Consider the following 12,738-nt stretch of genomic DNA (forward strand, 5'->3'; position numbering starts at 1 on the left):
AAAAAGGATTACCGATTTGGTAATCCTTTTTATTATATTATGAAACTGGTACTGCTTTTTCTTTTTTCCATGAAAGACCGAATCCAGTAAAGCCGACGATAATGGTTACGACTGGACATGCTAAACAGAAGATTGCGTATGGCAGGTAATCGAATGTTGGAACGCTAAGAACGTTTGTTAAGAATACGCCACTTACACCCCATGGTACGAGTGGATTAATTACTGTACCAGCATCTTCTAATACTCGTGATAAATTACGACGTTCTAAACCGACTTCATCGTATTTATTAGCAAATGCTTGTCCTGTTAAAACGATGGATAAGTACTGCTCACCGAGTAAGAAGTTTACACCAATTGCAGTTGAAGCAGTAGAAATAATTAAGCGTGTACTAGTTTTTACGAAGCTAGAGATAATATTCATCAGCTGCGCTATAATACCCATTCCTTGTAATAATCCTCCCATACAAAGAGCTAGGAAAATAAGAGCAATTGACATCATCATACTTTGCAGGCCACCGCGAGATAATAAGCTATCAATATCTTTGATACCAGTTTTAGAAACGTAACCGTCTTGCATAATTTTTATTAAATCAGCTAAAGAAGTGCTAGGTTTAAAAATAAAGAGAATAATAATCCCTACCACAATTCCTGCAAGTAATGTTGGAACTGCGGGTACCTTTTTAAATGCGAATAGGAACAGTAATAAAATAGGAATCAGTGTAACGATAGAAATCGTTGCATTTTTTTCTAATGTGTTAATAAATGCTGAGAAATCAACGTTTCCACCAGATCCGCTTCCTAAAATGAAAAATGCGATAAAAGCAATAATGAAAGCTGGCACTGTTGTCCAAAGCATGTTACGAATATGTTCAAATAAATCTACACCCGTTACAGCAGGCGCTAAGTTTGTTGTATCAGATAAAGGAGACATTTTATCTCCGAAGAATGCCCCAGAAATAATTGCCCCAGCAATAAGAGCTGGATCGTATCCAAGGGCAGTACCCATTCCCATAAAGGCAAGTCCTACAGTTGCAGCAGTTGTAAATGCACTACCGATACTCGTTCCAACAATTGCACAAACAACAAAAACAGTTGGAACGAAAATTTTTGGAGATACAAGTTGGAAGCCGTATACCATTAAAGTTGGAATAGTTCCAGCTGCGATCCAAATGCTAATTAATACGCCTACAAGTAAGAAAATAAATATAGATGGAATACCAGCTGAAATACTACTTATCATTCCTTTTTCCATAGTAGACCAATCAATTTTTTTCATAAATCCAAACGCTAATAAAAGAACGATGCCAAATAAAATCGGGATGTGTGGTGAAACTTCTAATTTGATAACACTAAAGCCAATGCAGAAAAAGATAAAAATTGTTAAAAGAACAGACTCAATTTTTGAAACCATTGTTTTCCCCTCCTAAGTAATGTGAAATAGCTCTTTTTTATATAAAATTCGCCAATATTGTATATTTCCTTCTAAAATTTAGAATTTTGTGACAAATTACCGGTAATTGTTAGTTCTTCTATATGATGCGGAAATGATTGGATAAAAAAACGTCCCTGCATATAATTATGCAGGGACGAAGAAATCGCGGTACCACCCTAGCTTGTGAAATGAATGTATCACAAAATAAAGGGTCATATGATATGCGCTTATAAAATAAAAAACGCCCCTGCAATATATGCAGGGACGAAAAATTCGCGGTACCACCCTAAATTGTGAAACAGTGTCGTTTCACCACTCTTTAGACATAACGGTCTATAACCGTCTTTCACTACTCCTCACGTTTCGTAAAAGAAGCTCCAGGGGGTAATTCATAATTCGCTCTGTACTGGTTCGCACCGACCACCAGCTCTCTGAAATCAGAAATCGAAATACTACTAAATCCTATCAACGCCGATTCATATGATGTTAGTTAAATTTTTATCATATTTTCATCTTACATGTCAATAAAAATATTAAATGTTTTTTAGGGAAATAAAGGATAATTGTTTTTAACGCTGTAAAAATGTACGTTATAATGAATTTGAAAGGGGGAGGAAAGAGTGAAGAAAAAAATAATTCTTTTTACCACTTTATTAGTTATTGGAGGAAGTGCTGGAATTTACACAGCTTTTGCGGCTGAATCAGAGCAGTTGAAACAAAAGCAAATACAACAGTCAGAAGTGAAGAAAGTAAAAGAAATAGAAGAGAAGAAATCAATGGAAAAAGCAGCAGAAAAACTAGGAGTTTCTACTGAAGGGAAAACAAAAGAAGAGGTTACGAAAGAAGTAAATACCGCTAGGTTTGAGAAGCGTCATGATTTATTAATTGAGCACGCTAAGCAACTTGGAATTGATACAGAGGGGAAAAAAGATGAAGAAATTATTTTAGAAATTGGAAAGATACAGCATGGAAAGTAGAACAACTTATCATATGATAAGTTGTTCTTTTTTAAGAACCATTTGATTTTAAAATAATTGACAGTCATTCAGATTTAATGTTAACTATATTTATAAACAAGTTAACATTAGGGGTGACAATTGTGAAAATAAATAGTAAAACGATTGAAAAATCATCTTATACATATGAAGAATTAGCAGAGAAAAATAAAGCTTACGTATGGCACCCATTTACACAAATGAAAGATTATTTAGAAGAAGATCCTGTCATTATTGAACGTGGAGAGGGAAGAAAGCTATACGATGTAAATGGTAATGAATATTGGGATGGTGTTTCATCTATATGGTTAAATGTTCACGGACATCAAGTACCGGAATTAGATGAAGCAATTCGTGAGCAATTAAATAAAATTGCTCATTCTACTATGTTAGGACTTGCTAACGTTCCATCTATTTTATTAGCAGAAAAAATTATTGAGGTTGTACCAGATGGATTGAAGAAGGTATTCTATTCTGATTCAGGTTCTACCGCTGTTGAAATTGCAATTAAGATGGCTTTCCAATATTGGCAGCATAAAGGGAAACGAAAGAAACAAAGATTCGTTACATTAAAAGAAGCATATCACGGTGATACAATTGGAGCTGTTTCGGTAGGAGCAATAGACTTGTTTCACCAAGTGTATAGTTCGCTCTTATTTGATGCGATTAAAATGCCGTATCCATATACATATCGTTCTCCTTACGGAAATAATAAGGAGGAAATTGTAAAAAGCCATTTAGAAGAAATGGAAGAATTGTTGAAAGAAAAGCATGAAGAAGTAGCTGCCATCATTGTAGAGCCATTAATGCAAGGTGCTGGCGGGATGATTACAATGCCAAAAGGATATTTAAAAGGACTGCGCGATTTATGTACTAAGTACAATGTATTATTTATTACAGATGAGGTAGCGACTGGATTTGGGCGTACAGGGAAAATGTTTGCGTGTGAACATGAAAATGTGACGCCAGACATTTTAACTGCTGGGAAAGGTTTAACAGGTGGATATTTACCAATTGCAGTTACGGTAACGACAGATGAAATATATAATGCCTTTTTAGGAGAATATGAAGAACAAAAAACATTTTTCCATGGACATAGCTACACAGGCAATCCGTTAGGGTGTGCCGTAGCAATCGCAAATCTAGAACTATATGAAAAAACAAATTTAATAGAAGAAGTGGCACGTAAAACGGATTATGTGGCAGCGCAATTAGAAAAGCTCTTTGCGTATAAACATGTAGGTGATATTCGTCAGTGCGGATTAATGGTTGGTATTGAGCTTGTGAAGAATAAGGAAACGAAAGAAGCGTTTGACTGGACAGAAAGAGTCGGTGTTCAAGTATGTAAACGCGCAAGAGAGCTGGGTATGATTTTACGACCGCTAGGTAACACGATTGTATTTATGCCACCACTTGCTTCTACTTTTGAAGAGATTGATGATATGTTACGCATTTTATATAAGGCAATCTCGGATGTTACGGAGGGAGAATAATGAGTGGTTTTTTTATAACAGCAACTGATACTGAAGTTGGAAAAACAGTAGTTGCAGGTGCTATAGCAGGTGTATTTAGACAATTAGGATATAACGTAGGGGTGTATAAACCGTTGCAAAGTGGGCATGTTGCATCAAACCCTGAGGGAGATGCGGCAAGGTTAAAAGCATTATCAGGTGTGCCGACACAAGAAAATGAAATTTGCCCTTATTCTATTGAAGAACCACTTGCTCCGAGACTTGCCATGAAAAGAGCTGGAAGAGTAGTAAAGTTAAAAGAAATTACTGATTACTATAATGAACTATTAAAAGAGTTTAATAGCTTATTTGTAGAAGGGGCAGGTGGGCTTGCTGTCCCATATACAGAAGATGCTTTAGTAATTGATTTTGCAAAAGAATTACAGTTGCCTCTTATTGTAGTAGCTCGTCCTACATTAGGAACAGTAAATCATACAGTGTTAACGATTGCTTACGCAAAGGCGCATGGCTTAACCGTAGCGGGTGTCATTTTATCAGGTTGCAAAGAATGTGAAATGGAAAGAGTGCAAGAAAATAAAGAGATGATTGAAGAGCTGAGCGGGGTACCAGTTTTAGGATTATTACCATTCTTTGAAGGTGAGTTTACGAAAGAAGAAGTATTAGAATCTGCAAAAGAACATATTATGATTTCAAAATTAGAGGAGTTTATCCAAAATGAATCAAACGTGGCGGGCGCACCTTCAATGTAAATTACAACAATTACATGAGCAAGGGCAGTATCGTGATTTGCATGTAACAGAGAAGGCAGAAGAGACTTGGCTTATTCGAGATAAAAAAAGGATGTTAAATTTAGCGTCAAATAATTATTTAGGGTTAGCTGGAGATGAAAGGTTAAAAGAAGCTGCTATTGCCTGTACAAAAAGATATGGAACTGGAGCGACTGCCTCTCGTCTCGTTGTAGGAAATCATCCATTATATGAAGAGGTTGAGAGAAGCATATGTGACTGGAAAGGTACTGAAAGAGCTTTAATTGTAAATAGTGGGTATACGGCAAATATAGGTGCCATATCTTCTTTGGCCTCTCGGCACGATATTGTTTTTAGTGATAAGTTAAATCACGCAAGTATTGTTGATGGAATCCTATTAAGCGGGGCAGAGCATAAAAGGTATCGTCATAATGATTTGGATCATTTAGAGAAGCTGTTGAAAATGGCTTCGCCTGAAAAAAGGAAATTAATCGTAACAGATACCGTTTTTAGTATGGATGGTGATACTGCGTATTTAAGAGATTTAGTACAGCTGAAAGAGAAGTACGGGGCAATCATTATAGTCGATGAAGCACATGCGAGTGGAATATATGGAATCGGCGGAGCTGGGTTATCTCATATAGAAAAAAATCTTGCTCAAAAAATTGATATACATATGGGGACGTTTAGCAAGGCTTTAGGGTGTTATGGTGCGTATTTGACAGGTGATGAAATTTATATAGAGTATTTACAAAATATGATGAGAAGCTTTATTTTTACTACAGCTTTACCACCAAGTACGTTAGGAGCAGTGCAAAAAGCAATTGAAATTGTAAAAGAAGATAACGAAAGAAGAGAGAACCTTATAGCAAACGGAGAATACTTCAGAACTAAATTAAGGGATGTTGGTTTTGATATTGGGAATAGTTCAACTCATATTGTACCGATTGTAGTCGGTTCAAATGAACATGCTTTACGATTTAGTAAAAGGTTGCAAGAGGCAGGGATTGCGGCCATTGCAATTCGTCCGCCAACTGTGCCGGTTCATAGTTCTCGAATTCGCTTTGCAGTTACATCGCAACATACAATAGCTGATTTAAAATGGGCTATTGACCGAATTATTCACATTGCGAAAGAAGAGGAGATTTTCGTATGAACGAGCTAAAGATTATTTTTATCCCCGGATGGGGAATGGAAGAGAATATTTGGGATTTAGTACTTCCGTATTTTAAAGGATATCCTGTTCAATGCGTAGATTGGCGTAATGTGAAAGAACGAAGTGAATTTGCGGAACGAATTATAGATGTAGCGCATAACGACAACGTAATTTTAGTTGGATGGTCACTAGGAGCGTTAGCAGCAGTTGAAGCTTATAAAAAGATTCAGGCAAAAGGCATCGTATTAATTGGTGGGACTGCTAAATTTACAAATACGAGCGACTATAGTAATGGATGGAATGCTTTGCATGTAGAACGGCTGAAAAGGAATTTGGCGAGAAGGAAAGAAGATACGCTCAAGCGGTTTTATGAAAATATGTTTACGAAAGATGAGCTAAAAGGGAATAAAAACTTTGAAGACATTGTAGACCGTTTTAAAGGTGATTCTATTCAGTCTTTACAACTAGGTTTGGATTATTTAATAGAAACAGATATGAGAGAAGAACTAAAAGAAATTAAAGTACCTATACTACTTATTCACGGAGAACAGGATGTAATATGCCCATTGTCTGCGGCACGTAGTATGACGGAGAATAGCAGCAGCGAGCTGAAAGTAGTAAGTGAAGCAGGGCATGCATTATGTGTAACGAATTTTGAATATTGTGCAAATGAGATAATTCAATTTGTAGAGGGGATACGACATGATCAACAAAACGTTACTACAAAAACGGTTTAATGGGGCAGCCGTATCTTACGATCGATATGCAAATGTACAAAAAAAGATGGCACATTCATTACTTTCAATCTTAAAGGAACGATATAGTGAAACGGCATCAATACGTATTTTAGAACTGGGATGCGGGACGGGGTATGTAACAGAACAATTATCAAAGTTATTTCCGAAAGCACATATTACAGCAGTTGATTTTGCTGAAAGTATGATTGCGATTGCGCAAACTAGACAAAATGTAAAAAATGTAACGTTTCACTGTGAAGATATTGAGCAATTACGATTAGAAGAATCATATGATGTCATTATTTCAAATGCTACATTTCAATGGTTAAATAATTTTCAACAAGTGTTAAGAAATTTATTTCAACATTTGTCTATAGATGGGATATTACTCTTTTCAACGTTTGGACATGAAACATTTCAAGAATTGCATGCTTCGTTCCAACGTGCGAAAGAAGAAAGAAATATAAAAAATGAAATATCGATTGGTCAACGTTTTTATTCAAAAGATCAGTTGCTTCATATATGTAAGATAGAAACAGGGGATGTGCATGTTTCTGAAACATGTTACATAGAGAGTTTTACAGAAGTTAAGGAGTTTCTGCATTCTATTCGAAAAGTAGGAGCAACTAATAGCAATGAAGGATCATATTGTCAAAGTCCCTCACTCTTTCGTGCGATGCTACGCATATACGAAAGAGACTTCACGGGAAATGAAGGGATAATGGCAACGTATCATGCTTTATTTATACATATAACAAAAGAGGGGAAGAGATGAAATGAAACAAGTACAAACAAAAAGGGATTGGAAAAAACTTGCATACGACGTAGTGGAAGAGAAAATGATTACGAAAGAAGATGCAATAGCGATATTAGAAGCTGATGATACAGAAGTTTTAGAAATTATGAATGCAGCTTACATTATTCGCCATCATCACTTTGGTAAGAAAGTAAAATTGAATATGATTATTAATACGAAATCTGGATTATGTCCTGAAGATTGTGGATATTGCTCACAGTCTATTATTTCAGAAGCACCGATTGATAAATATGCATGGTTAACGCAGGAGAAGATTGTAGAAGGGGCACATGAAGCAATACGCCGTAAAGCAGGTACATATTGTATTGTAGCGTCTGGTCGTCGTCCGACGGATAAAGAGGTAAATCACGTAATTGGAGCAGTTAAGGAAATTCGTGAAACGACAGACTTGAAGATTTGTTGTTGTTTAGGTTTCTTAAATGAAGATCAAGCAGGACGTTTAGCGGAAGCAGGCGTGCACCGTTATAACCACAACTTAAATACACATGCAAATAATTACGATAGTATTTGTTCAACTCATACGTATGATGATCGTGTTGATACAGTTCAAAAAGCAAAACAAGCTGGTATTTCACCATGCTCTGGAGCGATTTTTGGCATGGGAGAAACAATTGAAGAGCGTGCTGAAATTGCATTTGAATTACAACGTATAGATGCAGATTCTATCCCTTGTAATTTCCTTGTTGCTGTAAAGGGGACACCTCTTGAAGGGCAAAAAGAGTTAACGCCAGTAGAATGTTTAAAAGTACTTGCAATGATGCGTTTTGTAAACCCAACAAAAGAAATTCGTATTTCAGGAGGACGTGAAATCAATTTACGCTCTGTACAGCCAATCGGTTTATTTGCAGCAAATTCTATTTTTGTCGGGGACTACTTAACGACAGCTGGACAAGAGCCGACTGCGGACTGGGGTATGATTGCAGATTTAGGATTTGAGATTGAAGAATGTGCATTATAAGATAGATGAAAAAGCAAACTTGTAAAAGAGTTTGCTTTTTTGTAAATAAAATGTAATAAATAGTTGTGAACGCTTGATATTATTGGTTTTTGAGCGAAAAAAAGAATTTTTGTGGACGAATTTTCCAAGCCCTAGTTGTACATAGTAAATATGTAATTTATATTGGGTTGGAGGATTTTACATGTACAAATACATATTAGCGATTATGACTTGTTTAATTTTAATAAAAGCAATAAGTTCTGATCCAGTTAAGGCTGCTGAAAATCCTGAACAAAAAGAGATGCAACAAAGAATCGAACAACACTTTCGAACGAAAGCTGAACATTTTGGATTGAAAACGGAAGGAAAAGATTTAAAGGAAGTTAGAAAAGAAATTACTATTATAGAAGAAGCGAAAAAAAGAGAGAATGTATGGAGAACAGCACAAGCTCTTCATATAAAAACAGAAGGAAAAACGATGAATGAATTAATAAAAGATGTACAAAAAAAGGTAAAAAAATAAAAAGAGGCCGCAGCCTCTTTTTTTATGCCCATTGTTTTGATAAGTGAGCCATTTCAATTGCAGCAACAGCTGATTCATATCCTTTATTACCAGCTTTCGTACCTGCGCGTTCAATCGCTTGTTCAATTGTTTCTGTCGTTAATACGCCGAAAATAACTGGGATGTCCATTTGTAGTGATAAAGACGCAACACCTTTTGCTACCTCATTACAAACGTAATCGTAGTGCGTTGTAGCACCTCGGATTACAGTACCTAATGTAATAACAGCATCATACTTTCCGCTACTAGCCATCTTTTTAGCGATTAAAGGAATTTCAAATGCACCAGGAACCCAAGCAACATCAATATCACTTTCTTCTACACCGTGACGCTTTAATCCGTCTAAAGCTCCGCCAAGTAACTTACTTGTAATAAATTCGTTAAAACGTCCAACAACAACTCCAACTTTTAATCCTGTACCAACTAAATGACCTTCGAATACCATAATAAATCTCTCCTTTAATTATAAGTTTAGTAAGTGTCCTAATTTATTTACTTTCGTTTGTAAATACGATTTATTCTCTTCTTTTGCCGGCATTTGCAACGGTACACGCTCGACTACTTCTAAATCGTAACCTTGTAAGCCAGCAATTTTTCTTGGGTTATTCGTTAATAATCGTAAGCTTTGTAAACCTAAATCTTTTAATATTTGAGCACCGATACCGTAATCACGAAGATCAGCAGGGAAGCCGAGTTTTTCATTTGCTTCTACAGTATCGAATCCTTCTTCTTGTAATTTATAAGCGCGAAGCTTATTAAGAAGCCCAATGCCTCTTCCTTCTTGTCTCATATAAAGAAGAACACCTTTTCCTTCACGCTCAATTTGAGCAAGTGCTGCATGGAGTTGTGGTCCGCAATCGCAGCGATGTGAACCGAATACATCTCCTGTTAAGCATTCAGAATGAACACGTACAAGTACCGGTTCACCTGTTGAAATATCACCTTTTACAAGTGCGATATGTTCTTTCGTATCTAATGAGTTAGAATAGCCAATTGCGTGGAAAGTACCGAAATCTGTAGGTAATGTAATTTCCACTTCTCTCGTCACAAGTGTTTCATGATGGCGGCGATAAGCAATTAAATCTTCTATTGTAATCATTTTTATATCAAATTGTTTTGCACATTCTATTAAATCAGGTACACGTGCCATCGTGCCGTCCTCATTTATAATTTCGCAAATAACTCCAGCTGGTTCGGCACCGCATAGCTTTGCTAAATCAACAGCAGCTTCTGTATGACCTGCACGACGCAGGACACCGCCTTCTTTCGCAATTAATGGAAAGATATGTCCAGGTCGATTGAAATCAGCGCCTTTTGATGCGGGGTTTAACAATTCTTGTATCGTAGTTGCACGTTCGTGAGCGCTAATCCCTGTTGTTGTAGAAACATGGTCAATGCTCACTGTAAACGCAGTATGATGTGAATCTGTATTATGAGATACCATTGGTTCTAATTGTAGACGTTCCGCGTACCCTGCTGTAATCGGTACACAAACGAGACCACGGCCATGTGTAATCATAAAATTAATTGTTTCTGGTGTAATGTACTCTGCTAAAGCAATAAAATCGCCTTCATTTTCTCGGTTTTCATCATCACATACGATAACGACTTTACCTTGTTTTAAATCTTCTAGAGCTTCTTCAATACGATGAAACATTGTGCTTCCCCCTTATAGAAATCCGTTTTCTTGTAAAAAGCTTTCAGTCATTGAACCTACTCGTTTTGTAGGTTTAGTAATAAAGCGTTCGATATATTTACCAATCATGTCACACTCAATGTTTACGATATCTCCGGCATTTTTTTCTCCAATGACAGATTCGCTTACTGTGTGCGGGATGAGTGAAATCGTTATGGAAGATTCGTCTATAGCAAATATCGTTAAACTCGTTCCATCAACAGCAATGGACCCTTTCTGCAAACAATAGCGCAGCAGTTCATCAGAAATTGCTATTTTGTAATAGACGGCATTGTAATGTTGTTTTTTATTTAAAATCGTTCCGATGCCATCAATATGTCCTGAAACGAAATGTCCACCGAATCGTCCGTTTGCAGCCATTGCTCGTTCTAAATTTACTTTAGAGTGTGGTTTAAGTATACGAAGTGATGTCGACTGCATCGTTTCGGGCATTGCATCAACTGTAAATGAAGTAGTTGTAAAGTTTGTTACAGTTAAGCAAATACCGTTAACCGCGATACTATCACCTAAGTGAACATCTGATAAAATTTTCTTTGCATGAATCGTTAATTTCATCGCTTCTCCACTTTGTTGCATGTTTGCTATCGTTCCTAATTCTTCTACAATTCCTGTAAACATTTCGTCACCTCGTTTCGGGCATTCGCAACGATTTTTATATCATCACCAATTTGTTTCATCTCTTGAATTTTCAAGGAAAGCGCATCTTGTAATTTTGAAAAACCATTTCCTCCAAATAAAGTAGGAGCATCTTTCCCACCAATTAATTTCGGGCTTATATAGGTTACAATTTCATTAAAATTGTTTGTTTTTAAGAAACTTGCATGAATCGATTGGCCACCTTCAACGAATAGAGAAAGAATTTGTTTCTCTCCAAGAAAGGAAAGAAGGTCCTCGATTTCTATATGCTTCGTTTCCATTTGGAATATAGCTATATTTTTAGATTCATAAGAAGATATCTTCTCTTTCTTTACATCCTTACCGACAATAATCCATGTCGGTGCTAAACCATCTGTTATAACATGAGAAGATGGTGGCGTTCGTAAATGGGTATCTAAAACAACGCGAATAGGATGTTTCCCACCATTTGGAATTCTTGTTGTTAAATGAGGATTATCAGCTATAACTGTATTCACTCCAACAAGAATTGCATCATGTGTATGGCGATATTGGTGAACATCAGCACGTGCTTCTTCACCTGTAATCCACTTACTTTCACCAGTTACAGTTGCTGTTTTTCCATCTAAGCTCATCGCTGTTTTGATTGTTACAAAAGGGCGTTTCGTTTTCATGTAGTGAAAAAAGTAGCGATTTAATAAAACTGCTTCTGCTTCAAGAACACCAGTAGTTACTTCAATTCTAGCTTCCTCTAATCTTCTTTTTCCGTTACCAGAAACGAGCGGATTACAATCGAGAGTAGCAATTACAACACGCTTAACTCCTTTTTCGATGAGCAATTCACAGCAAGGTGGTGTTTTTCCAAAGTGGCTACACGGTTCCAGTGTTACATAAACGGTAGCGTCTTTGGCGTTCTGACCAGCCATTTGAAGGGCATGAACTTCTGCGTGTTCTTCACCAGCTCGTAAATGAGCGCCCATACCAACGATGTTTCCATCTTTTACAACAACAGCACCAACCATAGGATTTGGACTTGTTTGTCCTGATGTTCCTTCTGCTAACTGCAGGGCAATCCTCATATATTCTTGATCTGTCATTTTCTTCACCTCTCCAAAAAAAATCAAAAAACCCCAAGGATTTAATATCCTTGGGGTTTGGGAGACGTGATTTCTAGAAATATAGTTTGAATACGAAAGCATAGGAAAGAAACCTAACGATAATTGATATTTCTGCATAAGGAAAAAACCTAGCAAAATATCGAATTTTTAAACGCTAGTTGTCTCTTTTTATTTCAGTATAAAAAATAAGTATAGAAAATTAAACATATATAAAGAATCAAAATGAATCTTTAAAAATATGCATACTGAAATAAAAGTGTATTCACTATATAAAAAACTAGAAACATATCCTTCTCCCATCCAGACTATACTGTCGGCCCTAGAGTTTCACTAGATCCACCGTTTTCGAGTTGAAAACGGGTCACGGACTTAGAAGTTTTCACTTCATCACCGCCGGTTGGGAATTTCACCCGACCCCGAAGGATGCTGTTTGCTCAAATTATAGCACAAAAAAA

General features: G+C 36.5%; 13 protein-coding genes, 1 riboswitch and 1 other annotated feature. Of the genes, 8 read left to right on the forward strand and 5 right to left on the reverse strand.

Annotated features, from left to right (window positions below):
• Positions 1-37 precede the first annotated feature (37 nt).
• Entirely contained in the window at positions 38-1,411 is a 1,374-nt protein-coding gene (gene nhaC, locus B9A45_RS08760) for a Na+/H+ antiporter NhaC (protein WP_000253716.1), read from the reverse strand.
• A 278-nt stretch (positions 1,412-1,689) separates the two neighbouring features.
• Positions 1,690-1,910, reverse strand: a binding site (T-box leader).
• Positions 1,911-2,052: 142 nt separating this feature from the next.
• On the opposite strand from nhaC, the gene B9A45_RS08770 reads away from it, so the two are divergent.
• From B9A45_RS08770 to B9A45_RS08805, 8 genes are all read left to right on the forward strand, one after another.
• Positions 2,053-2,409, forward strand: a complete 357-nt coding sequence (locus B9A45_RS08770) for a hypothetical protein (protein ID WP_000726902.1) — start codon at positions 2,053-2,055, stop codon at positions 2,407-2,409.
• A gap of 77 nt (positions 2,410-2,486) precedes the next feature.
• Positions 2,487-3,920 (forward strand): adenosylmethionine--8-amino-7-oxononanoate transaminase, encoded by a 1,434-nt coding sequence (gene bioA, locus B9A45_RS08775; protein WP_142263046.1) that lies wholly within the window; start codon positions 2,487-2,489, stop codon positions 3,918-3,920.
• Positions 3,920-4,648 (forward strand): dethiobiotin synthase, encoded by a 729-nt coding sequence (gene bioD / locus B9A45_RS08780; RefSeq protein ID WP_044795940.1) that lies wholly within the window; start codon positions 3,920-3,922, stop codon positions 4,646-4,648. The genes bioA and bioD overlap by 1 nt, the downstream gene beginning before the upstream one ends.
• Entirely contained in the window at positions 4,614-5,801 is a 1,188-nt protein-coding gene (bioF, locus tag B9A45_RS08785) for an 8-amino-7-oxononanoate synthase (protein WP_070179487.1), read from the forward strand. The genes bioD and bioF overlap by 35 nt, the downstream gene beginning before the upstream one ends.
• Positions 5,798-6,538 (forward strand): alpha/beta fold hydrolase, encoded by a 741-nt coding sequence (locus tag B9A45_RS08790; protein ID WP_070179486.1) that lies wholly within the window; start codon positions 5,798-5,800, stop codon positions 6,536-6,538. Before bioF ends, B9A45_RS08790 begins: the two co-directional genes overlap by 4 nt.
• A complete protein-coding gene (bioC, locus tag B9A45_RS08795) occupies positions 6,504-7,313 on the forward strand; it encodes a malonyl-ACP O-methyltransferase BioC (RefSeq protein WP_084063989.1) in 810 nt (269 codons plus the stop codon). Before B9A45_RS08790 ends, bioC begins: the two co-directional genes overlap by 35 nt.
• A 1-nt stretch (position 7,314) precedes the next feature.
• Positions 7,315-8,313: a biotin synthase gene (gene bioB, locus B9A45_RS08800; RefSeq protein ID WP_000815856.1), complete on the forward strand. Its 999-nt coding sequence runs from the start codon at positions 7,315-7,317 to the stop codon at positions 8,311-8,313.
• Between the two features lie 181 nt (positions 8,314-8,494).
• On the forward strand, positions 8,495-8,815 hold the full coding sequence (locus tag B9A45_RS08805; protein WP_000280032.1) for a hypothetical protein: 321 nt from the start codon (positions 8,495-8,497) through the stop codon (positions 8,813-8,815).
• A 22-nt stretch (positions 8,816-8,837) separates the two neighbouring features.
• On the opposite strand, the gene ribH is transcribed toward B9A45_RS08805, so the two are convergent.
• From ribH to ribD, 4 genes are read right to left on the reverse strand one after another with little or no spacing between them, the layout of a single operon-like run.
• Entirely contained in the window at positions 8,838-9,299 is a 462-nt protein-coding gene (ribH, locus tag B9A45_RS08810) for a 6,7-dimethyl-8-ribityllumazine synthase (protein ID WP_000230899.1), read from the reverse strand.
• 18 nt (positions 9,300-9,317) lie between these two features.
• Positions 9,318-10,511, reverse strand: a complete 1,194-nt coding sequence (gene ribBA / locus B9A45_RS08815) for a bifunctional 3,4-dihydroxy-2-butanone 4-phosphate synthase/GTP cyclohydrolase II (RefSeq protein WP_000468983.1) — start codon at positions 10,509-10,511, stop codon at positions 9,318-9,320.
• Positions 10,512-10,523: 12 nt separating this feature from the next.
• Positions 10,524-11,168 carry a riboflavin synthase subunit alpha gene (ribE, locus tag B9A45_RS08820; protein WP_000493898.1) on the reverse strand — a complete coding sequence of 215 codons (645 nt, stop codon included), beginning with the start codon at positions 11,166-11,168 and terminating at the stop codon, positions 10,524-10,526.
• Positions 11,150-12,262 carry a bifunctional diaminohydroxyphosphoribosylaminopyrimidine deaminase/5-amino-6-(5-phosphoribosylamino)uracil reductase RibD gene (ribD, locus tag B9A45_RS08825; RefSeq protein ID WP_000131988.1) on the reverse strand — a complete coding sequence of 371 codons (1,113 nt, stop codon included), beginning with the start codon at positions 12,260-12,262 and terminating at the stop codon, positions 11,150-11,152. Before ribD ends, ribE begins: the two co-directional genes overlap by 19 nt.
• Positions 12,263-12,567: 305 nt before the next feature.
• Positions 12,568-12,711: riboswitch (FMN riboswitch) on the reverse strand.
• Positions 12,712-12,738 lie beyond the last annotated feature (27 nt).

Source organism: Bacillus sp. JKS001846, assembly GCF_900176455.1.
Taxonomy (GTDB): Bacteria; Bacillota; Bacilli; order Bacillales; family Bacillaceae_G; genus Bacillus_A; species Bacillus_A cereus.